This window comes from Vibrio rumoiensis (assembly GCF_002218045.2).
In the GTDB taxonomy this organism is placed as follows: Bacteria; Pseudomonadota; Gammaproteobacteria; order Enterobacterales; family Vibrionaceae; genus Vibrio; species Vibrio rumoiensis.
Genome location: NZ_AP018685.1, coordinates 813,878 through 835,128 on the forward strand (window position 1 = coordinate 813,878; position 21,251 = coordinate 835,128).

The following is a 21,251-nucleotide window of genomic DNA, read 5'->3' on the forward strand; positions in this document are numbered from 1 at the left end:
TAAACACACTGAGATTTTTTCATGGCGAGTAAAGCAAAACGAGCGTATGTCTGTAATGACTGTGGTGCGGATTTTCCACGTTGGCAAGGGCAATGTAATGCCTGTGGAGCATGGAACACGATTACAGAAGTTCGATTAGCTGCCTCACCTCAAGTGGCGCGTAATGAACGTTTATCGGGTTATGCCGGCTCGGTGTCAGATGCTCAAGTACAAAATTTATCGGAAATTGATCTTCAAGAAGTGCCACGTTTCTCTACCGGTTTTAAAGAATTCGATCGCGTGCTAGGTGGTGGTATCGTACCAGGTGCGGCCGTGCTGATTGGTGGTAATCCGGGGGCTGGTAAAAGTACCTTGCTCCTTCAGACAGTGTGTCGATTGGCCGCTCAGATGCCGACTTTATATGTCACCGGTGAAGAGTCACTTCAGCAAGTTGCCATGCGAGCTTCTCGTTTAGGTTTACCTAAAGAGCATCTGAAAATGCTGTCGGAAACCAATGTTGATAAGATTTGTCAAATAGCGGAAAAAGAACAACCGAAAATCATGGTGATTGACTCAATCCAAGTGATGCACGTGGCTGATGTACAATCTTCACCAGGTAGTGTGTCTCAGGTCCGTGAATCGGCAACCACCTTAACTCGTTATGCAAAGCAAAATAATGTCGCTGTCTTTTTAGTTGGGCACGTAACCAAAGATGGTACTTTAGCGGGTCCTAAAGTGTTGGAGCATATTATCGATTGTTCGGTGTTATTAGATGGCAGTGCCGATAGCCGCTTTAGAACTCTGCGCAGCCATAAAAACCGCTTCGGCGCAGTGAATGAATTAGGCGTATTTGCGATGACTGGTCAAGGGCTAAAAGAGGTCAGCAATCCTTCCGCGATTTTCTTGTCGCGTGGTGATGAAGAAACCTCTGGCAGTTCGGTAATGGTGGTATGGGAAGGCACAAGACCTCTATTGGTCGAGATTCAAGCGCTGGTGGATTACTCCCAATTATCAAATCCACGACGAGTCGCGGTTGGGCTCGATCAAAACCGTCTATCTATGTTACTTGCGGTATTGCATAAGCATGGTGGTTTGCAAATGGCGGATCAAGATGTGTTTGTTAACGTTGTTGGTGGCGTTAAAGTAGCGGAAACTAGTGCGGACTTGTCTTTGTTAATGGCCTTGCTATCGAGTTTTAAAGACCGACCACTACCAAAGGATGTGGTGGTGTTTGGTGAAGTGGGGTTAGCGGGTGAGATTCGTCCTGTTCCAAGCGGCCAAGAACGATTAATGGAAGCTTATAAACACGGATTTAAAAAAGCGATCGTACCTGCGGCCAATATGCCAAAAGGTGGCATTGCCGGCATGCAGATCCATGGTGTGAAGAAATTATCGGAAGCAATCGATGCGTTTGATGAGTTGTAAAAACGAAGCTAGGACGCTGCGCTTATCGTTGCTCGGTACTCGATGTGTTCTTTCGATAAACGAGCAGCGTAGCGTCCGATACACGATAGACGAGCTTTGTTAATCCATCCCCCTTAAATACCCCAATCCTAATTGATTCATTTGAGTTTCAATCCAATCAATTCTTTGCCAAACATAAGGCGTTGGGCTTTGCACTTTAAATTTATATGGATTGGGAAGCACTGCGGCCAATCGAGCGGCTTGTGACATCGACAATTGACTGGCTGGAATTCCATAGAAATGCAAACTGGCTGCTTGTACGCCAAAAATGCCAGGACCAAACTCGACTATATTGAGATAAATTTCTAATATTCTCGCTTTTCCCCATTCTAACTCGACTAATAAGCTGAGATAAGCTTCAATCCCTTTTCTAAGTAAATCTTTTCCTGACCATAAATATAAATTTTTAACGGTTTGTTGAGTCAGCGTGCTGGCACCGCGAAATCGTTCGCCTGAGATCATATCCGCCACTGCTTTCTGGGTGGAAACAAAATCGATGCCGTGATGAGTTGGAAAGCGTTGATCTTCAGAAGCAATAACCGCCAGTTGCATATAAGGCGAAATATTGTCTAACTTTATCCAGTCTGTAGAAGAATAGTGGTGGTATTGCTCAGGTGGAAACCATGCTCTTTGTAGTTTCCAACTCCACACCCAGGGATTCACGAATTTTAAGGGGAGAGTAATGACAATCGTAAAAACACAAAAAAATAATAATATCCGTATTAACCATTTTTTTAGCCACTGAATCATAGGGTTCCTTTACTGAATCAACGTTTACGTGGTCAATAGAATAGAGCGAAGCCAATTAAATAGCGAGATCTTGAGAGAATGCTGACCAGTTAATGACGAACAAAGTGGCAAAAACTCGAGAGAAAAAAGATTTTTTATCCAAATGCACGCAGGGGATATCAGTCTTGACAGATTGTGTTATACTCTGCGCGAACTTTATATCCTATTAATAGAGTAAGACAATGACTGACTTATCAAAATACAGAAACATTGGTATTTTTGCGCACGTTGATGCGGGTAAAACTACCACGACTGAGCGTATCCTTAAGCTGACTGGTACTATCCACAAAACGGGTGAAGTACATGATGGCGAATCAACTACTGACTTCATGGAGCAGGAAGCTGAGCGCGGTATTACTATCCAATCGGCAGCGGTAAGTTGTTTCTGGAAAGACCACCGTTTCAACGTTATCGACACCCCGGGACACGTTGACTTTACAGTAGAAGTATATCGTTCTCTTAAAGTTCTTGACGGCGGTATCGGTGTATTCTGTGGTTCTGGTGGTGTTGAACCACAATCAGAAACTAACTGGCGTTACGCTAACGAATCTGAAGTTGCACGTATCATTTTCGTAAACAAACTGGACCGTATGGGTGCAGATTTCTACCGTGTTACTGAACAAGTACGTAAAGTACTTGGCGCTACACCATTAATCATGACTCTGCCAATCGGTATTGAAGATGATTTTAAAGGTGTTGTAGACGTTCTTTCTCGTAAAGCGTACATCTGGGACGAAACTGGTCTTCCAGAAAACTACACTGTTGAAGATGTTCCAGCTGATATGGTTGACGACGTTGAGCAATACCGTGAAGAGATGATCGAAACGGCTGTTGAACAAGACGACGAACTAATGATGGCTTACATGGAAGGTGAAGAGCCTTCAGTTGAAGACATCAAGCGTTGTATCCGTAAAGGTACTCGTGACCTAGCGTTCTTCCCAACATACTGTGGTTCAGCGTTTAAAAACAAAGGTATGCAACTTGTACTTGATGCGGTTGTTGATTACCTACCTTCTCCAACAGAAGTTGATCCTCAACCTCTTATGGATGAAGAAGGCAACGAAACTGGCGATCACGCTATCGTTTCTGCTGATGAAACATTCAAAGCACTTGCATTCAAAATCATGGATGACCGTTTCGGTGCACTAACTTTCGTTCGTATTTACTCTGGTAAATTGAACAAAGGTGACACCATCATGAACTCGTTCACAGGTAAAACTGAGCGTGTTGGTCGTATGGTTGAGATGCAAGCTGATGAGCGTAAAGAGCTATCTTTCGCACAAGCGGGCGACATCATCGCTATCGTTGGTATGAAAAACGTGCAAACTGGTCACACTCTATGTGATCCTAAGCACCCAGTAACTCTAGAACCAATGGTATTCCCAACTCCAGTAATCTCGATTGCTGTACAGCCTAAAGATAAAGGCGGTTCTGAGAAAATGGGTATCGCGATCGGTAAAATGGTTGCAGAAGATCCATCGTTCCAAGTTGAAACTGATGAAGATTCAGGTGAAACCATCCTTAAAGGTATGGGTGAGCTTCACTTAGATATCAAAGTAGACATCTTGAAGCGTACTTACGGTGTAGATCTAATCGTTGGTCAACCTCAAGTAGCTTACCGTGAAACTATCACTAAAGAAGTTGAAGATAGCTACACGCATAAGAAACAGTCTGGTGGTTCTGGTCAATTCGGTAAAATTGATTACCGTATTAAGCCTGGTGAGCAAAACTCTGGCTTTACGTTCAAATCAACGGTTGTTGGTGGTAACGTACCAAAAGAATTCTGGCCTGCAATCGAGAAAGGTTTTGCTAGCATGATGGAGCACGGTGTTCTAGCTGGCTTCCCAACGTTAGACGTTGAAGTTGAACTATTTGACGGTGGTTTCCACGCAGTCGATTCATCTGCAGTAGCATTTGAAATCGCAGCGAAAGGTGCATTCCGTCAAACTATGCCTAAAGCTGGTGCTCAACTTCTTGAGCCTATCATGGCTGTAGACGTGTTCACTCCAGAAGATCACGTTGGTGATGTTATCGGTGACCTTAACCGTCGTCGTGGCATGATCAAAGACCAAGAAGCTGGCGTGACTGGCGTTCGCATCAAGGCTGACGTACCGCTTTCAGAAATGTTCGGTTACATCGGTTCTCTACGTACAATGACTTCTGGTCGTGGTCAGTTCTCTATGGAGTTCGCGCACTACTCACCATGTCCTGCTAACGTAGCTGAGCAAGTTATTGCTGACGTTAAAGCACGTAAAGAAGCTGAGAAGAAGTAATTCTTTTTTAAGCTGATTACAGCATAAATAAAAACCCGCTAGTGATAGCGGGTTTTTTTATGCCTGAATAAAGGAGGTTAGTTTCGAGTTCCTAGTTTTCAGGGAAAGAGGTTTCGGGATGAGAGGCCGTTTTGCTCGGGAGCCGAAAAGCCGCGGAACAATCCGGAAAAACAGCGTCATTCTGAAAAGCGACTTCGAGATTCTGGAGGGACGAAAACAATATCAATTTGAAAACGTCATCCTGAAAAGCGACGTAGGAGCGCAGTTCAGGATCTCCTAAAGCGGGGGCTGGATAAAAATCTAGAAATATCATTGACATAATTTGCGAGCATTTTAAACTTTTTTCGCAACTCGCAACTCGCAACTCGCAACTCGCAACTCGCAACTGCCCTTATCGTTTTAAATCAATATACAACTGTTCAACTTTGGTTCTTGCCCATTCTGTTTTACGTAAAAACTTTAAGCTCGATTTGATGCTTGGATCGGATTGAAAACAACGGATATTGATCATTTCCCCTAAACGTTCCCAGCCATAGTGTTCGACTAATTCGGTTAAGAGTTTTTCAAGAGTGATGCCGTGTAAAGGGTTATTGCTTTGGGTCATGGGGTACCTAATGAGCTAAAGAAGTACGGATATATGGATAAGCTGACTAGTATAGCGGAATATTCGTGGCGAAGATAAAATAAGGCTCAACACATGCGAAATCATGTTGAGCCTGGTATAAATTAGATCAAAATGAACGGATTAACGTTTGAAGGTTACTTGCTCTTTTTGCTCTAGTTGAATGTGAGTTTGGGCTAATTGCGTTTCGGCAATGACTTTACCTTCGCGGATAGAATACTGCACAGGGACCTGTCGGCGTACTGCCTCAAAGCCTGATTCAGCGGGCAATATAATCATATTTGCTGGTTTACCAACGTCTAAACCATAGCGCTCTTGGATGTTTAAAGTACGAGCAGAATGGTCGGTGATAAGACGCAGTGAGTCATTAATTTGCTCATAGCCCATGATTTGACACACATGTAGCCCCATATGCAAAACTTGTAGCATATTGGCGGTACCTAGAGGATACCAAGGGTCAAACACATCATCATGGCCGAAGCAGACATTGATGTTGCTCGCGAGCATCTCTTTAACACGGGTAATGCCACGACGTTTAGGGTAATCATCAAAACGCCCTTGTAAGTGAATATTCACTAATGGGTTTGCGACAAAGTTAATGCCAGACATACGCAGCAGACGGAATAGGCGTGAGGTATAAGCGCCATTATAGGAATGCATTGCAGTAGTGTGGCTTGCCGTTACTTTACTGCCCATGTCATATTTGTGTGCTAATGCGGCAACCGTTTCAACGAAGCGAGATTGCTCATCATCAATTTCATCACAATGCACATCAATTAAGCGATCGTATTTACGTGCTAACTCAAAGGCATAGTGTAGCGATTCAACGCCATATTCACGAGTAAACTCAAAATGAGGGATGGCACCAACCACATCAGCGCCAAGTTTTACCGCTTCTTCTAATAATGCTTTGCCGTTTGGATAGGACAAAATACCTTCTTGTGGGAAGGCGACAATTTGTACATCAATCCAAGGTTTCATTTCTTCTTTAACTTCTAGCATCGCTTTTAGGGCGACGAGAGTGGGATCGGATACGTCAACGTGGGTACGGACAAATTGCACCCCATTAGCGATCTGCCACTTTAACGTTTTTTTTGCACGCTGCTTAACATCGTCGATAGACAGCATATCTTTACGCTCAGCCCAGCGTTCGATACCTTCAAATAAAGTGCCGGATAGATTCCAGTTCGGTTCGCCTGCGGTTTGCGTGGTATCTAAGTGAATATGAGGCTCACAAAAAGGAGGTAAAACCATATTGCCTTGAGCATCAATGATTTCGGCATGTTCAGAGTTTGCTTCACCTGTTTCGCCAATACTGCGGATAATGCCATTATCGATGGTAATCGTTTGCAGTTGTTCAAAGCCACGTAAGCGGGCATTTTTTATCGTTAGGTTTGACATATTAGACTCTTATTTATTTGGTTCAATAACGTGTGAAGGTGATTGAGTGGTGAATAATTTATCCATCATAGGGTTGAGCATTAAGTAGCTCATAGCGCCACCTAAAACGGCATTGAGCGGTACAATGCCTGGAATGAATTTACCCGCAGCAACCCCTATGATCACAGCAATGATAGCGGCCCAGTTTACCGTTTTAAATTCAGCTTGTTCGAAATTTAAGTAACGTTGACGATTTTTGAAAAAATCCGCGATGATTACGCCACCAATAGGAGGAATCGCTAAAGATAAGAAGGTTAACCAACCAACAAAGTTATTGTACAACCACAGCGCACATAAAGTCCCGATGATACCGTTCACCATTGAAATATATTTACTTGGCAGCCCGGTTATATTGGAAAAACCTAAACCTGAGGCATAAAGCGCATTGTCATTAGTGGTCCATATATTGAGCCCCAAAACAATAATCGCAGGAATCAGTAATCCTTGTGCCATCATCACTTCTGAAATATCCGATTGGCCAGTTACCGAAGCGCCAGCAGCACCAAAGATAAACATTAAAGTATTGCCGATGAAGAAGGCGACCATAGTGATTAAAACAGCATTTAACGGCTTTTTGCCAAAGCGCACGAAGTCTGCAGTCAAGGTACCCGCGCTGATAAATGAGCCAATCACCATCGCAAGTGCCACCGAAAAATCAAGAGGTTGCTCTGGAACCTGATGTTGAATGACTTCAATACCTCCAGCACTATGGATAGCTTGATAAACGGAGTAGCTGCCCAGAATAGCAATTGCAGGGACGGCGATTGTCGATAGCACCATTAAAGCTGAGATACCAAAGTAGACCGTCACTGTCATTAATAGGCCAGAAATGATAATCAAGGTATTGGTGTCAATGCCAGTGGCTCTTTGTACAGGAATAGCAAACATGGCGACGCCAACCCCAAACCAGCCGACTTGAGTACCACCTAGTAAGAAAGAGGGTAACCAAGAGCCTTTTGAACCAAAAGAGAAACGAGCCAGTAAGTGGGTGGATAATCCGGTTGAAGAACCAATGTAGCCGAGGAGGGAAGTATAAATGCCGAGGAGTAAGTTGCCGATGAGAACGGCCATAAAGAAATCGTGGTAGGTCAGTCCTGTACCTAATGACCCTCCAGTCCACATACTTGCGGAGAAAAAGGTCAATCCAAGCATAACTAATGTCAGCGATAGGACGCCTTTTCTTTCCGATTTAGGTACGGGTCCCAGACCAAAATCATTATCCTGCGCCATTTTTACTCCTTAGTTAATCGTTTGCGTAGTAAAGATGGCGCGTTTTATATGTTATTTATGGCTGATTCGCAAGTAGTAATCCAATATAAAGTAAGGTTATTACTCTTCCCAAACAATAAACTTATCTTTAGGCCAATTAGCCCCGACATCGTGGTATTTTTTTTCTAGCACATGACGTTTGATTTTTAGGGTAGGGGTCAGAATATTGTTTTCGATACTCCAAGGTTCTTTTACCATGAGAACCCCTTTGATCTTCGCGTGTGATTCTAGTCCATCGTTAATTTGATTGATGATCTTCACGGTCTTACGTTCATATCTAGCACGGTCGAAGTTCTTAAATGAATGGGGGATCACCAGCAAAATTGGCGCAGGTAAACCCAAGCCAATTAAGCACATCATCTCAACTCTTGAATGTTCAAAGATTTTTTTCTCAATCGGCACTGGAGATACAAATTTTCCTTTGGCGGTTTTGAAAGTATCTTTTTTACGGCCTTCAATTGATAAATAGCCTTCGTCATCAAGGCTGCCAATATCGCCAGTATGCAGCCAACCTTCATTATCGAATGACTCTTGTGTCGCTTCGTCATTTTTGTAATAGCCGGCAAATAACCCTTTACCGCGTACCATGATCTCTTGGTCATCAGCAATACGGATATCAACACCCGGACCAACAGCACCTACTGTGCCAATTTTATCGGCGCGGAATGGATAGTTAATGGTGCTATAAGCGAAGGTTTCGGTCATTCCCCAAGCTTCGGTGATATTCATTCCAACGCTACGGTACCAATGCAGTAGTGATGGTGAAATCGGGGCTGAACCGCAACCTAATACACGAGCATGTTCTAATCCTAAGCCGGCGATGATCTTTTTCCTGACTATGTTATTTAGAATTGGAATAGCTAATAAAAGGCTGAGTTTACGCTGTGGCATTTTCTCTAAGATACGTTGTTGGAATACCGTCCATAATCGAGGCACTGAAATAAATAACGTTGGTTTATGTGCTTTGACGTCATCAATAAAGGTATCGAGGTTTTCCGCAAAACTAGTTGGTACTCCTCCTAATACAGAGGAGCCAAACACGTAGACGCGTTCAGTAATATGGGCGAGGGGTAAATAAGAGAACAAGCGGTCATTTTCTTGTAAACCAATATGCTCGACAATTTTTGAAGCGCACCACGCAAAGCCACCATAAGTCAGCATGGCGCCTTTCGGTAGGCCAGATGTACCTGATGTATAAACTAAAGACATTAGTGTATCGTCGTGGTGCTGAGGGCGCTCTGTACTTGGTTGATGGCTATCGACTAACGGGTTGAAATCATATTGGCATTTTGGCGCACTATCATAGGGAAGCGCTATTGAAGTGAGATGTGAGTGCTTTTCGAGCACTTCGAGAGTTGCTGTTGCATCATCTAATTTACCCACAATGATGGCTTTAGCTTCGCTGTGAGTTAAGCAATGCTCAATGGTGTCACTGCCTGCAGTTGGGAAAATAGGCACGCTGACATAGTCGCCTAGCATCAAGGCTAAATCACAGATAAACCATTCGGCACAATTCTTTGATAATAACGCGACTTTATCCCTTGGGTTGAGCCCTAACCCTCTTAATGCGGTGACTAAACTCAGTGCCTGATCAGCGACCTCAAAGAAAGTGAATTCTTTTATTTCACGATGGATAGGTTGAGTGAGATAAACATCATTGGGACGCTCTTCTGCCCATTTTAAAATCATTTCATGAGGAAATGGCGTAGTAGATGTTGGTTGTTGATTGAGTTCAGTCATAATTTCCGCCTTATATAACAAGTCATTAACACTTTTAGGCTATTACCAATCAAACCACAATAAGACAAAGGTCCAACCAGTTAAATGTTGTGAACTCAAACATCAATTAGATTGTAAGTATTTTTGTCGATAACTCGATGGGGTGATACCAATTTTCTTTTTAAAGTGACGGGTAAAGTAAGCTTCATCTTTAAAGCCACATTGGAAAGCAATGCTAGAAATTTTTTCTTCTGGTTGCGTCAATAGCAAGTGTTTTGCCATTTCTGTGCGTTTTAAAGAGATGTAATTGCGGAAGGACATGCCTACGATACTGTGGAATTGGCGTGAAAAATAATAGGTGGAGCAATGACACATGTCCGCTAAGGTTTCAATTTTGATAGGTTCATGCAAATGGATTTGAATATGATCTAAACAAGCCATGAACTTACCTTGAGAGCCGCAAATGGATTCTTGCAGTTGATCTGGCGAGGTGTTCATATTTTGTTCATTCAAATATGAATGATATTCGTGATAAAAGTGGGTTTGGATTTGCTCAATTAAAATGTTGATCGGTTTTGATTCAATATCAAGACAAAATAAAACATTCGGTGAATCTTGAATGTAACTCACGATTTCATTGTGGTGAATGACAATGAGCTTTTTGTTTAAGTTTTGGCAGATAATTAATGCGCAATCAATTTGGTAGTGTTTTTTTGAATTTAAATAATAAATGGCGGTTTGTATTTGACTTTCCGTTAACATTGAAACGTTGTTCGGTTTTTTTATAAGTTCGAAGTGAGTTAGAAAGCTTTTCTTTATTTCATGAGGAAGTTCCGAAAACTCAGCACCTAGCCAAGGTATGTTGAGTTTTCTGAGGGATCCTTGCTCACTGTCGATCATCATATTTTACCTATAGAAAGTCCATTTTCTAATCAATATTAATGTCAGTATAGTGTGATAAATAAAATTTGTAATAAATTTTATTTTGCACTTTGACAACAAAGTGCAATGAGTTAGCAATAAAGTCCTATCACATTAAAAAATCAATCCTAATCTCAAGTTGTGTCAAATATAGTTTGTTTGACTCATATGAATAACGTTAAAAATAAGTGTTTGCGTGATAAAAAACATATAGATAAGGAGTTCAATATGAACAAGTTAATGCAATTAACAAAAGATTTCATCAATGATGAAGAAGGGTTGACCATCGTAGAGTATGTGATTGGTGCGGCAGCGTTAGTACTTATTGGTACGGGTTTCTTTAGTAATTTCTTTGGCGACGCCGGTCTAAAAGGGAAGCTAGAAGGGTTAGTTTCTCAGATAGGTAGTTGATGGGTAACTATGACAATTTTAACTTGGAGCATCTTACTTGCTATTGCCGTACTGGATGCACGCGAAAATAAAATCCCCAATCGTTGGGTCGGCTATTTGTTGTTGGCCTTTTTACTCGAAGGCAATATGCAACATCTTACCGCCGACCAGTGGTGGCAACATGCTCAAGCGGGTTTAACCATGTTTGTGGTGTGCTTGGGATTGTATCTTTGCGGCGCGATGGCGGCAGGAGATGTCAAGTTATTGGGTGCGGTGGGGCTATTGATCGGCTGGGCTGGTTTATGGCCTTTTACCCAGGCGTTATTGGGGTTTGGAGCCGTATTTAGCGTGTTTTACTGGCTTAGTAATTTTGCCAGTAAAACACAACCTACTGGCTCATTGAGGTTACTGGCTCAACAAACTTATATGCGAATAACTTATGGTCAGAAAATGCAAGCGGGGGCCATCACTAAAACCTATGTCCCCTTTGCTCCAGCCATCGTTTGTGCGCTTGCATGGTACTACTACAGTCTTTAACCCTCGCTATTTTTGACGAAGATCGCTGAGAAATGGCAGAGCACTCTCGACTGAAATGATAAAGAAATGACTAAGCATGTTGTGGGTGATATGACACAGCAAAGAATCATGGATTGACTAGTAAAATAAAAGGGGAAGTTATGCAGCTCTCAAAGACGCTTGAAACACATGGCCACGCCCCTGTGAATCCTCCTCAAATGGCCACTTCATTAGAAGGGCTTGGCGTGCCCACTTATGTCGCTGAAGCCTTATTACTTAAGTTATTAAATATTGAGCCTAAAATTAATTTATTACAGTTAACTCAAAGGCTTGCCATCAGCAGTAATCTAATTCAACTCTTGATTAATCAACTCAGAGAGCACGGTTATGTTGAAGTGCTTCAACCGGATAGCTTAAAGACGCCGGTTAATGGCGCGCAAGGGGTTAACAGTTCAATTTTGCGTTATCAACTCACATCTTCTGGTGAATCCCAAGCAAAAGCAGCATTGAAAAAAGATGGGTATGTTGGGCCTATTCCCGTTCCGTTGCGTGATTATCAATACATGGCAAAGCAGCAAAGCTTACGCCACTCCCCTATTACGCAAGAGCTTTTGCGCCAAGCATTAAATGATGTATATGGCGTAGATCAATATGTTGACCTGATTGGTCCTGCAATTAATTCCGGGCGTGCCATCTTGTTTTACGGCGATCCTGGAACTGGAAAAAGCTATATTGCCAATCGTATTATTCGTTCTTTGAATACGCCTGTTTATATTCCTTATGCGGTGTTTGTTTCTGGCAATATAGTGCGGCTTTTTACGCCCCAACACCATCATGAATTGGCTCCATCGTCTGAGCAATCTGATATCTTTTTTAATCAACATCATGATAGACGCTGGGTACTGTGCTCTCGTCCGCTTGTCCAAGTGGGCGGTGAACTCACCATGAATATGTTAGAAGTTTCAAAATGTGATGCAACGGGAGCTTGGCTTGCCCCTTTGCAGATGATGGCGAATAACGGCATTTTTATTATTGATGACTTTGGGCGTCAATCAATGCCAACAGAGCGTTTGCTTAACCGTTGGATTGTGCCAATGGAATATCAAATTGATTACCTATCTTTACCTAATGGTCAGCAATCGACGATCCCCTTTGTGACGACGCTGATTTTCTCCACCAACTTAACGCCTAAAGAAATCGGCGACCCCGCGTTTTTACGTCGCCTAGGTTATAAAGTGCATTTCCCACCATTAGACATCCAAGATTATAAAGCACTTTGGCAAGCACAATGTGAACTACAAAACTTTCTTTACGATGACGCGCCATTACAGCATTTGTTGTTATTGCATAAACGCGATCAAGTGGCGTACTACCCCTGCATACCGAAAGACATTACTCGAATTTGTCACGATCTGATGGTGTATAAAAAACTCGAAAGTCGCTTAACGGCGGTTTTGGTTGAGTCTGCATGGCAAATTTACTTCAGTGATGAACAACTTAAGAGGATGACGCTATGAGTAAGGTACAAGTGGTGTTGCTATTTTTACTCTCCATATTGCTAGGGCTGGGCGCAGTTTATTTCGCCCAACAATGGATGAGTGAACAAGTTCAACCTGAAGTGAAAGTTGAGCAAGTCGATCGTCAGCCGATAGTGATCGCGGCAGTGGAGTTGGAGCCGGGAAGAATCATTAAAGATACTGACTTAAAACTTAAGTTGATTGAAGACGCTTGGCGTAACGAGTTTCAATTTGATAAGCCAGAATTGGTTGTAGGGAAAGTCACGACATCGATGATTTATCAAGATGAACCGATTACTCAACAAAGAATATCCTTACCCGGTGAAGGTTCAACGTTAGCGGCATTAATATCGGAAGATAAACGTGCGGTTACCATTCGAGTGAACGATGTAATTGGGGTGGGTGGATTCTTATTACCGGGTAATAAAGTGGATGTAATGAACACGGTATCTTATGGGCGCAATAGTGCTAACACCAATACCATCTTAAAAGACATTAAAGTGCTTGCCGTCGATCAAACGGCCAAAACCAAAGATAACAAACCAATTATTGTTCGAGCCGTGACTTTAGAAGTGACGCCCAAAGAAGCAGAAAAATTATTAACTGCGAAAAGTAAGGGTGATATCCAGCTCGCACTACGTAATCCACATCAAGAAGATAAACCAGAAGTGGTTCGCCGATCGGTGTCACCTCCACGGGTCACGATCATCAAAGGGACAGAATCTTCGAGCGTTCAGGTTCGAAACTAGGAGGCAGCTATGAAAGGACTAATTCTAAAAATAACGGTTCTTGTGTTGTTGCTTTCGAGCTGGCAAGTACAAGCACTGACTCAAACGGGAAAAACCATTACCGTACCTCATCATAAGTCTGAGCATGTCATGTTATCGGGCAAAGCGCAGCGGGTTTCTCTTGGCGATCCCGATGTGCTGGATATTGTGATGCTGAAATCCAATGAGCTGTTTTTGATTGGTAAAAAATTGGGGTCCACCAATTTGATGGTCTGGGATCGCAGTGGTCAATTAATTGAATCGATTAATGTGGAAGTGACCCATGACTTGAATTCATTAAAGCAAAAAATTTATGAGTTTATGCCGAATGAAAATATCCAGGTGCACAGCGCACAAGACCGATTGGTACTGAGTGGACAAGTTAGCAGCCAAGAGCAGATGAATAAGGTGCTTAAAATTGCAGAAACTTACACGGCAGGGCAAGCCGCCGATAAAAGTAAAGGTTCGTCTGACGAGCAAATAGCCAATACGGGTGTGGTGAATTTAATGTCGATAGGCGGTGCGCAACAAGTGACTCTCGAAGTGTCGGTGGCGGAAGTGCAGCGTAACTTAGTACGTAAATTTGATGCCAATTTTAATTTTCTACAATTGAGTGGCTCAAAAGTGAAATGGGGGGCGACTTCCATCCCGAATGTTGGAGGGGTATTGCCTGCACCAAGTACGAATGATTATGGGTTATTAGGGGCATTCGCTGACAGTAATACCATTTTTGAAGTCGCCCTCGATATCGCCAAACAAACCGGTATGGCTAAAGTATTAGCGGAACCTAACTTAACCGCATTAAGTGGCTCAAAAGCAGAGTTCTTAGCGGGGGGCGAGTTTCCTATTCCAGTACCCGATGGCGATAATGGCGTCACAATTGAATATAAGGAATACGGGGTCGGGCTGAAGTTCATTCCAACCATTTTAAGCGACCAAAAAATCAATTTGGAACTGGTGGTTGATGTGAGTGAAATTTCTAACTCAAGCTCACTTGTTCTCAACCCGTCGGGTACTAATGGTACTTATGTTATTCCACCGATTACCCGTCGTAGTGCCGCTTCTACGTTGGAGCTTGCTGATGGACAAACTATTGGTATTGCTGGGTTATTAAGTGAAAACGTAAGAGATAACGCCAGTAAAATGCCTGGATTTGGCGATATTCCTATTCTAGGGCAACTGTTTAACAGCCAAGAATTTGTCAAAGGGGAAACTGAGCTGGTGATCTTAGTCACGCCTCGTTTGGCGAAGCCGATTGATCGCAGCAAGGTAACGTTACCGACGGATGCCTTTATCGAACCGAATAGCTTGGAGTTCTACATCCTTGGTATGGGCGCCAGAATTCAAGACCGAGATCTAGGTAACGCCAATGCGAATAATGCCAATAACACGGAAGTTGCTGCCACTGGGGGTAGTGAAGGTGAGTTTGGACATGATTTATAAGGAGAGCACGATGAAAACGACACAATCTGTTTTTATGAGCCTATGGGCGGCATCGTGCTTGATGCTGGTGGGCTGCGCGAATGACAAGCCACTGGGCGTTTCGGTGGCACAAGTGCAACAAGAACAAGTGTATAACCCTAATGCGACCGTCGACAATAAAGATGTGATACCAACCGGGACCGGGGCTCGTTCACAAGTGGCTTATGATGTTTACAGCGGTCAAACCGAACAAGGGATCAGTGGCTCGTTACTTGAGCCGTTAACAACGGATGAATAGCGATTGTCTGTTATACCAACAGTGAGGAAGCCAATGGGCCTCTTTCTCTGCGGATATGACAGGTTAGGAGGTCAACATGAACCATCATTATAAGAATCGCAGAGGTTTTAAACTTAAAAATAAGCAGCAAGGCCTAGTGCTGATTTTAGTGACTTTCATGATGATAGTGATGTTGTTTTTTTCTGCGTTGGCGATTGATTATAACCACGCCATTTCGAATAAAACACAGCTGCAAAATGTGGTTGATTCAGCGGCATTGGCAGGTGCTTCCAAAATTAATGAAGCTTTGGTGAGTGAAGCTGAATCGATTGATCAAAATGAAGTAGAGCTGGCGATCAATAACACCTTAAGCAAGATGGTAGAGCCCGGCAATAGCACGGTGGTGATTGAGTATTTAGCGTCACCTTCAGAACCCGCAACTAAGACGACCACCATGCCAACCGATGGCTCTAAACCTTACGTTCGAGTGGATGTTTCTGATGTCGGTTTAGAGAGCTATTTCACCCAAGTGTTTGGCGTTGGAAAGCAAGTATCCGCTTCTGCATTATCAGGGCCTGCGATTAAAGTCGTTAATCAAGTGTGTAACGACATTATGCCGATAGGGGTGTGTGATCTGAGAGCATCGGGCGATACCAGTAATGATTTTGGGTATGTCGGCGGCAGTGATTATGAAGTGAAGTCTAAAAAGTTTACCGGTAATGATGATGCTATTGGCGCGGGGAATTTCGGCTTTTTAGCGTTTGATGGTACGGGGGCGAGCAATTTAGGAAAGAATATCGCCGATGATTATGACGGCTGCTTAACCATTGGGCAAAGTGAAGATGTCACGGTATGTGATGTCAATGATGATGGTGATGAGGTGGGCTGTAGTGTGACCACCGAACCGGGTAATAAAAACTCGGTGAATGATGATTACAACAGTCGTTTTGGTGAGGATTCAACCATTAATTCTTATGAAGAATACTTGGCAGCACTAAACAATTGTCAAACCGATGCCTGTAAAACCAGCCTAGTGGCAGAGTATAAACAACGCATTGCTGCTCTACCTGTACTTAATTGCCAAGTTAGTGGGCGTAAATCAGTAGACGTTGTCGGGTTAGGTTGTTTCTTTTTAACGGAGAAAATACAAGGTGATGGTAACGAAGCCATCATTACTATGGAATATATCGATGATTGCACCGCAGGCCTAGGTGATTATGGTGAGCTAGGTGGTGAAACTACCATTGTCACCGAAGACAAAGTGCAGCTTTATAAAGACCCACTTAGTGGAGAATCCTAATGAACATGCGATCGCAACAACAAGGACTGGCCGCTATCGAGTTTATTATTGCGCTACCTGTGTTGCTATTAATGATGGCGGCGATGGCGGATATTGGCCATTTATTCATTCAATACAATGTACTCAATAAAACCGTACAAAATGGCGCGAATTACGCTGCGATCCGTATGCAAGAAGCCACATTATTAGAACCGACACCGAATGTTAATGGGGTGTCGAATGACACTAAAAATGTCGTGGTGTATGGCAGTCCAGATACTACTCAATCCGAAGTTATGTCGGGATTGGGCGTTAATGATGTGAACGTGGCCATTGATGATGCGGCAAAAACAATATCGGTCAGTGCCAGTTATCAGTTCAATGCTTTTTTTTCACCTCTGCCGTTTACCGATATTGAGGTGGGAAGAACGTTAACCGCATCAGCCGATGTGCTGTACCGCAACTAAGGAGGCGATGATGAAACAACAATTAATCCAACGCCAACTTGGGCTCACGATTATAGAGTTCACTTTAATTGTTTCCGCTTTAATGCTGACGTTATTTGGTGCCTTTGAAGTGGGGCGTTACGTGTTTACTTATCAAATGATGAATGAAATGACGCGCAAAGCGGCCAGACTGGCCAGTGTGTGCAGCGTGAATAGCAACATTCCTAATCTGCCTAAAGTACAACAAAACTACCCGCCTAATTTTCAAGCAGAAAAATTGGTGATTGATTATTTACGTGATAATGGGCAAGTGGTCGCCGATCCTGTGAATAACCAAGGTAGCATTTATTTTGTAAGGGCCAGAGTTGATAACTATCAATACCAGTTTATCCCGTTACTAAATTTCATTGGCAATAATGGCGCGCTGACCATGCCAAGTTTTGAAACCGTGTTACCGCGTGAAAGTTTAGGGATCACGGTGAATAGTTCTAATGAAGAAGTGAATCAATCATGTTGAGGTGTTTATGAATCTACAAACCCAATATCAGGATACGTCACCATTATTATCGATTAAGACGACATTGATCATTTGGGTGATTTATCAAACGGAAGACTTTAAGTCTCATATTCAAATGCAGCTAGAAACTCAAAATAAGCTAAAAGGCGTATTTGTTCATGCGGCGGATTTGACGAGCTTAACTCAAAAAGAATCGATTGCACCGGATCTTATCTTTGTTGAAGCCAAAGACAATTGGATGCAAACCATTGATGATTTGCAATCTCTTTCATATCCATTCAAAGAAATTTCAGCGGCCTTAATTGTGTTTGGTGATGAGAGCGATCCCATGGCTTTAAAATCAGCCTTAAAGCTTGGTGCCTCTGACTTTTTATCGCAAAACAGCAACATTGAGCAATTGTCCGATTTATTGATACATACCGCACAAGAAAAGTTATCGAATAGCGTTCAAGGTGAAAGCTTTGCTTTTATCAATACCAAAGGTGGCACTGGTACTACTACGGTTGCGATGAACACGGCATTGGTATTGGCGGAGTATCATCCTGGAAAAGTGCTTTTTCTGGATATGGACAACCAATTTGGAGTCGCAGCATCTTATATGGATGTCTACCCGAAATATAATATTCAGGATGTTTATGATGAGTTAGATGGACTGGATGAATCGTCTTTAAGTGCTTTAGTGACCCAACTAGAGTCTGGCTTACATTTTCTCAGTTTATGCCAAAACAGTGTCTTTAACGATATCGATAGAAATATGAATGTAGAACAATTCTTTTCGGTATTGCGTCGCTATTACGATTACATCGTGGTGGATTTTTCGCGAGGCGTTGAGCCATTTATGGCAGAGGCGATCTCACATTTCACCAAAGTTATTTTAGTGGTTCAGCAAAATATTACCTCGATCCGCAATGCCAGTTTGATCGCGAAAGCATTGAGCTTTGATTATGGTGTGTCTTCAGAGCAGCAAACCTTGCTAGTGAATCGATTTGAAAAGCGCCAGCAAATCGGGCTTCAAGATATCCAACATACCTTGCCGAATGTCGAGTGCCACTGCATTCCTAATGACTTTAAAAATATATCGGAAAGTAACAACTTAGGTAATCCAGTTGTGCTGAGTAAGCCTTCCAGCGCCTTATCGAAAGCCTTTCATGTATTCGCAGCCAGCTTAGTGCCGATTGAACATAAATCGCAAAGCTGGTTTGAGAGATTATTGTCTTAGGAGGTGGGTATGTTCTTTAAACGTAGCCAAGTAAATCAAGATTTTAAACATAAAGCGACGCAATCTGAGCTCAACAATGAAGAAGCGCGCATTGAGCCTTCTATCCAACTCACGATTGACGTGGATGAGCCGCCGCGAGTTGATGCTGAGCGTGATGACTCGATGGTCAACACTCGTAAACAACTAGAGAAAGAGTTGTCGGTCAAGCATTACTTCCATAAAAAGTTACTCGAAACCTTAGATCTAGCGTTGCTTTCTAGCTTGGATGAAAAGCAAGGGAAGCAGCAATTACAAGAAGCCATCACACAGTTAATGGCGGGCGATAATTCTCATCCTATGTCGACTGAAATGCGCAAACGGGTCGTTAAACAAATTGAAGATGAAGTGTTTGGCTTAGGGCCTCTCGAACCATTACTGCATGACCATACTGTGTCGGATATTTTGGTGAATGGCGCAAAAAGTATTTATGTCGAACGACACGGACGTTTAGAGCAAACGCCTTATACTTTTTTAGATGATCAGCATTTACGTAATATTATTGACCGGATAGTGAGCCAAGTGGGGCGGCGGATTGATGAATCTTCACCTATGGTGGATGCACGCCTTGTCGATGGTTCTAGGGTCAATGCAATTATCCCACCTTTAGCGATTGATGGGCCATCGCTTTCGATTCGTCGCTTTGCGGTTGACCGTTTGGTGATGGATAACCTATTGAGCTTCGGTTCGATCTCCCCCCCGATGGCAAAATTTATTCAGGCGGCGGTTAAAGGAGAGTTGAATATCCTTATTTCTGGCGGTACGGGTTCCGGGAAAACCACTACGCTGAATATCCTTTCTGGGTTTATTCCTGAAACCGAGCGAATTATTACCATTGAAGATTCTGCCGAATTACAACTGCAACAACCTCATGTGATCCGCCTAGAAACGCGCCCATCGAATTTAGAAGGCAAAGGTGAAATTACTCAAAGAGAGTTGGTTAAAAATGCTTTGCGTATGCGCCCCGATAGAATTGTGGTGGGGGAAGTGCGTGGTAGCGAAGCGGTGGATATGCTTTCCGCGATGAATACCGGTCACGATGGTTCACTGGCCACCATTCACGCCAATACGCCACGGGATGCCTTAAGTCGAATTGAGAATATGTTTGCGATGGCCGGTTGGACCATTTCAACTAAAAACCTACGCTCACAAATTGCGTCTGCATTGCATGTTGTGGTGCAAATGGAGCGTCAAGAAGACGGTAAACGTCGCATGACCAGCATTCAAGAAATCAATGGTATGGAAGGCGAAGTCATCACTATGTCTGAAATTTTCCGGTTTGTTCGAACAGGGATGAATGACAAAGGTGAGGTTCAAGGGCGCTATATCGCCACCGGGATTGTGCCAGAATGTCACGATGCTTTAGTGAAACGAGGTATCGATTTGCCGATTGATACCTTTAGTGAGTAATTGAGGAGGCAGTATGCAAGATTTATGGATGTTTTTTGTGTTGCTGTTTTTATCGGTTTTTTTTATTTCACAGGCGCTAATCTTGCCGGCGGCAGGCCGTAAAGCCAAGCACTCTGAGTTGGTCAAAAGGTTAGAAGCCAGCCGAAGTAAATTGGATAGCAAAAGCCGTTCGTTATTGAATGAGCAATACCTGAAAGGGTTAACTCCGTTTGAACGAAGTCTGGTTAAGTTCTCACCGTTTGCTCGTTTTCAAAAGAATGTGGAATTAGCGGGGGTCAACTCGAGCTTTGGTAATCTGTTTATTGCTGCATTGATTATCAGTGTTGTATTTGGTTTGTTTTTATTAATGCTGGGGGCGCAGTGGTATGTGGTGATTGCTGCCATGGCTAGCGTGTGGGTGATTTTGCACTTTCATTTACAGCAAAAAATTGTCAAAAGGTTGAATAAATTTGAAGAACAACTTCCGGAAGCTCTGGATATTATTCGTCGGATGTTGCAAGCCGGTAAGCCTTTAAATCAAACGTTTCATGAAGTCGGTATGGAAATGGAGGCGCCGATCAGTGAAGAGTTTGAAAACACATTTAACCTGCTTAATTACGGTTATGATTTACGTTTAGCGATTTTGCAAATGGCGGATAGAGTCCCTACCGTCTCGATGCTGGCGTTTTCCTCGGCGGTGATGCTGCAAAAAGAAACCGGTGGCAATTTGTCTGAAAATCTCGAAAAAGTATCTGTTGTCCTACGTTCCCGTTTTAAATTGGCGAGAAAAATACGCACCTTATCCGCTGAAAGTCGCTTATCGGCCTGGATATTAATCCTCGCGCCTTTTGGTTTATTTCTTGGTTTAACATTCTTAAATCCTGAATACCTTGACCCACTTTATGATGACCCAGCAGGAATCAAAATGATCAGTATTGGGATGGTGAGTTTATTTTTAGGGTCAGCGTGGATTAAAAAAATCATTAACTTTGAGGTGTAA

General features: G+C 42.9%; 20 protein-coding genes. 14 read left to right on the plus strand and 6 right to left on the minus strand.

All coding sequences use genetic code 11. The features are described 5' to 3' along the window. The first annotated feature begins 21 nt into the window (after nucleotides 1-21). On the plus strand, nucleotides 22-1,404 hold the full coding sequence (gene radA / locus VRUMOI_RS03740; RefSeq protein ID WP_089137551.1) for a DNA repair protein RadA: 1,383 nt from the start codon (nucleotides 22-24) through the stop codon (nucleotides 1,402-1,404). A 99-nt stretch (nucleotides 1,405-1,503) separates the two neighbouring features. Here radA and mtgA read toward each other — a convergent pair whose 3' ends face one another. Further along, on the minus strand, nucleotides 1,504-2,193 hold the full coding sequence (gene mtgA / locus VRUMOI_RS03745; protein WP_089137550.1) for a monofunctional biosynthetic peptidoglycan transglycosylase: 690 nt from the start codon (nucleotides 2,191-2,193) through the stop codon (nucleotides 1,504-1,506). A 221-nt stretch (nucleotides 2,194-2,414) separates the two neighbouring features. Here mtgA and fusA point away from each other — a divergent pair, with 221 nt between their 5' ends. Then, complete coding sequence (gene fusA, locus VRUMOI_RS03750) at nucleotides 2,415-4,505, plus strand: elongation factor G (RefSeq protein ID WP_089137549.1); 2,091 nt, start codon at nucleotides 2,415-2,417, stop codon at nucleotides 4,503-4,505. A gap of 391 nt (nucleotides 4,506-4,896) precedes the next feature. Here fusA and VRUMOI_RS03755 read toward each other — a convergent pair whose 3' ends face one another. The 5 genes from VRUMOI_RS03755 to VRUMOI_RS03775 all read right to left on the minus strand — a co-directional run bounded on the left by VRUMOI_RS03755 (nucleotide 4,897) and on the right by VRUMOI_RS03775 (nucleotide 10,458). After that, entirely contained in the window at nucleotides 4,897-5,109 is a 213-nt protein-coding gene (locus VRUMOI_RS03755; protein WP_089137548.1) for a VF530 family protein, read from the minus strand. Nucleotides 5,110-5,250: 141 nt separating this feature from the next. Next, nucleotides 5,251-6,528 (minus strand): cytosine deaminase, encoded by a 1,278-nt coding sequence (locus tag VRUMOI_RS03760; protein WP_089137547.1) that lies wholly within the window; start codon nucleotides 6,526-6,528, stop codon nucleotides 5,251-5,253. Between the two features lie 9 nt (nucleotides 6,529-6,537). After that, entirely contained in the window at nucleotides 6,538-7,797 is a 1,260-nt protein-coding gene (gene codB / locus VRUMOI_RS03765) for a cytosine permease (RefSeq protein ID WP_089137546.1), read from the minus strand. Nucleotides 7,798-7,896: 99 nt separating this feature from the next. After that, entirely contained in the window at nucleotides 7,897-9,576 is a 1,680-nt protein-coding gene (locus VRUMOI_RS03770) for an AMP-binding protein (protein WP_089137545.1), read from the minus strand. A 102-nt stretch (nucleotides 9,577-9,678) separates the two neighbouring features. Then, nucleotides 9,679-10,458, minus strand: a complete 780-nt coding sequence (locus VRUMOI_RS03775; protein WP_089137544.1) for a helix-turn-helix domain-containing protein — start codon at nucleotides 10,456-10,458, stop codon at nucleotides 9,679-9,681. Between the two features lie 246 nt (nucleotides 10,459-10,704). On the opposite strand from VRUMOI_RS03775, the gene VRUMOI_RS03780 reads away from it, so the two are divergent. The 12 genes from VRUMOI_RS03780 to VRUMOI_RS03835 all read left to right on the plus strand — a co-directional run bounded on the left by VRUMOI_RS03780 (nucleotide 10,705) and on the right by VRUMOI_RS03835 (nucleotide 21,251). After that, nucleotides 10,705-10,887, plus strand: coding sequence for a Flp family type IVb pilin (locus VRUMOI_RS03780; protein ID WP_089137543.1), 183 nt, complete (start codon nucleotides 10,705-10,707; stop codon nucleotides 10,885-10,887). A 9-nt stretch (nucleotides 10,888-10,896) separates the two neighbouring features. Further along, nucleotides 10,897-11,403 carry an A24 family peptidase gene (locus tag VRUMOI_RS03785; protein WP_089137542.1) on the plus strand — a complete coding sequence of 169 codons (507 nt, stop codon included), beginning with the start codon at nucleotides 10,897-10,899 and terminating at the stop codon, nucleotides 11,401-11,403. Nucleotides 11,404-11,543: 140 nt separating this feature from the next. Continuing rightward, nucleotides 11,544-12,899, plus strand: a complete 1,356-nt coding sequence (locus tag VRUMOI_RS03790) for an ATP-binding protein (protein WP_089137541.1) — start codon at nucleotides 11,544-11,546, stop codon at nucleotides 12,897-12,899. After that, on the plus strand, nucleotides 12,896-13,648 hold the full coding sequence (gene cpaB / locus VRUMOI_RS03795; RefSeq protein ID WP_089137540.1) for a Flp pilus assembly protein CpaB: 753 nt from the start codon (nucleotides 12,896-12,898) through the stop codon (nucleotides 13,646-13,648). The genes VRUMOI_RS03790 and cpaB overlap by 4 nt, the downstream gene beginning before the upstream one ends. 129 nt (nucleotides 13,649-13,777) lie before the next feature. Then, nucleotides 13,778-15,109, plus strand: coding sequence for a type II and III secretion system protein family protein (locus VRUMOI_RS03800; protein ID WP_231897504.1), 1,332 nt, complete (start codon nucleotides 13,778-13,780; stop codon nucleotides 15,107-15,109). A 10-nt stretch (nucleotides 15,110-15,119) separates the two neighbouring features. Continuing rightward, complete coding sequence (locus tag VRUMOI_RS03805; RefSeq protein WP_394607819.1) at nucleotides 15,120-15,386, plus strand: hypothetical protein; 267 nt, start codon at nucleotides 15,120-15,122, stop codon at nucleotides 15,384-15,386. A gap of 76 nt (nucleotides 15,387-15,462) precedes the next feature. Beyond that, nucleotides 15,463-16,665: a Tad domain-containing protein gene (locus tag VRUMOI_RS03810; protein WP_089137537.1), complete on the plus strand. Its 1,203-nt coding sequence runs from the start codon at nucleotides 15,463-15,465 to the stop codon at nucleotides 16,663-16,665. Then, entirely contained in the window at nucleotides 16,665-17,111 is a 447-nt protein-coding gene (locus VRUMOI_RS03815; protein WP_089137536.1) for a TadE/TadG family type IV pilus assembly protein, read from the plus strand. The genes VRUMOI_RS03810 and VRUMOI_RS03815 overlap by 1 nt, the downstream gene beginning before the upstream one ends. 10 nt (nucleotides 17,112-17,121) lie before the next feature. Then, nucleotides 17,122-17,607, plus strand: a complete 486-nt coding sequence (locus VRUMOI_RS03820) for a TadE/TadG family type IV pilus assembly protein (protein WP_231897484.1) — start codon at nucleotides 17,122-17,124, stop codon at nucleotides 17,605-17,607. A gap of 7 nt (nucleotides 17,608-17,614) precedes the next feature. Next, nucleotides 17,615-18,826 carry an AAA family ATPase gene (locus VRUMOI_RS03825; RefSeq protein WP_089137534.1) on the plus strand — a complete coding sequence of 404 codons (1,212 nt, stop codon included), beginning with the start codon at nucleotides 17,615-17,617 and terminating at the stop codon, nucleotides 18,824-18,826. A 9-nt stretch (nucleotides 18,827-18,835) separates the two neighbouring features. Further along, nucleotides 18,836-20,272 carry a CpaF family protein gene (locus VRUMOI_RS03830; protein WP_089137533.1) on the plus strand — a complete coding sequence of 479 codons (1,437 nt, stop codon included), beginning with the start codon at nucleotides 18,836-18,838 and terminating at the stop codon, nucleotides 20,270-20,272. A gap of 13 nt (nucleotides 20,273-20,285) precedes the next feature. Beyond that, nucleotides 20,286-21,251 carry a type II secretion system F family protein gene (locus tag VRUMOI_RS03835; protein ID WP_089137532.1) on the plus strand — a complete coding sequence of 322 codons (966 nt, stop codon included), beginning with the start codon at nucleotides 20,286-20,288 and terminating at the stop codon, nucleotides 21,249-21,251.

Coding starts and splice junctions, on each gene's coding strand:
- radA (WP_089137551.1), top strand. CDS start 22: ATGGCGAGTAAAGCAAAACGAGCGTATGTCTGTAATGACTGTGGTGCG.
- mtgA (WP_089137550.1), bottom strand. CDS start 2,193: ATGATTCAGTGGCTAAAAAAATGGTTAATACGGATATTATTATTTTTT.
- fusA (WP_089137549.1), top strand. CDS start 2,415: ATGACTGACTTATCAAAATACAGAAACATTGGTATTTTTGCGCACGTT.
- VRUMOI_RS03755 (WP_089137548.1), bottom strand. CDS start 5,109: ATGACCCAAAGCAATAACCCTTTACACGGCATCACTCTTGAAAAACTC.
- VRUMOI_RS03760 (WP_089137547.1), bottom strand. CDS start 6,528: ATGTCAAACCTAACGATAAAAAATGCCCGCTTACGTGGCTTTGAACAA.
- codB (WP_089137546.1), bottom strand. CDS start 7,797: ATGGCGCAGGATAATGATTTTGGTCTGGGACCCGTACCTAAATCGGAA.
- VRUMOI_RS03770 (WP_089137545.1), bottom strand. CDS start 9,576: ATGACTGAACTCAATCAACAACCAACATCTACTACGCCATTTCCTCAT.
- VRUMOI_RS03775 (WP_089137544.1), bottom strand. CDS start 10,458: ATGATGATCGACAGTGAGCAAGGATCCCTCAGAAAACTCAACATACCT.
- VRUMOI_RS03780 (WP_089137543.1), top strand. CDS start 10,705: ATGAACAAGTTAATGCAATTAACAAAAGATTTCATCAATGATGAAGAA.
- VRUMOI_RS03785 (WP_089137542.1), top strand. CDS start 10,897: ATGACAATTTTAACTTGGAGCATCTTACTTGCTATTGCCGTACTGGAT.
- VRUMOI_RS03790 (WP_089137541.1), top strand. CDS start 11,544: ATGCAGCTCTCAAAGACGCTTGAAACACATGGCCACGCCCCTGTGAAT.
- cpaB (WP_089137540.1), top strand. CDS start 12,896: ATGAGTAAGGTACAAGTGGTGTTGCTATTTTTACTCTCCATATTGCTA.
- VRUMOI_RS03800 (WP_231897504.1), top strand. CDS start 13,778: ATGTTATCGGGCAAAGCGCAGCGGGTTTCTCTTGGCGATCCCGATGTG.
- VRUMOI_RS03805 (WP_394607819.1), top strand. CDS start 15,120: ATGAAAACGACACAATCTGTTTTTATGAGCCTATGGGCGGCATCGTGC.
- VRUMOI_RS03810 (WP_089137537.1), top strand. CDS start 15,463: ATGAACCATCATTATAAGAATCGCAGAGGTTTTAAACTTAAAAATAAG.
- VRUMOI_RS03815 (WP_089137536.1), top strand. CDS start 16,665: ATGAACATGCGATCGCAACAACAAGGACTGGCCGCTATCGAGTTTATT.
- VRUMOI_RS03820 (WP_231897484.1), top strand. CDS start 17,122: ATGAAACAACAATTAATCCAACGCCAACTTGGGCTCACGATTATAGAG.
- VRUMOI_RS03825 (WP_089137534.1), top strand. CDS start 17,615: ATGAATCTACAAACCCAATATCAGGATACGTCACCATTATTATCGATT.
- VRUMOI_RS03830 (WP_089137533.1), top strand. CDS start 18,836: ATGTTCTTTAAACGTAGCCAAGTAAATCAAGATTTTAAACATAAAGCG.
- VRUMOI_RS03835 (WP_089137532.1), top strand. CDS start 20,286: ATGCAAGATTTATGGATGTTTTTTGTGTTGCTGTTTTTATCGGTTTTT.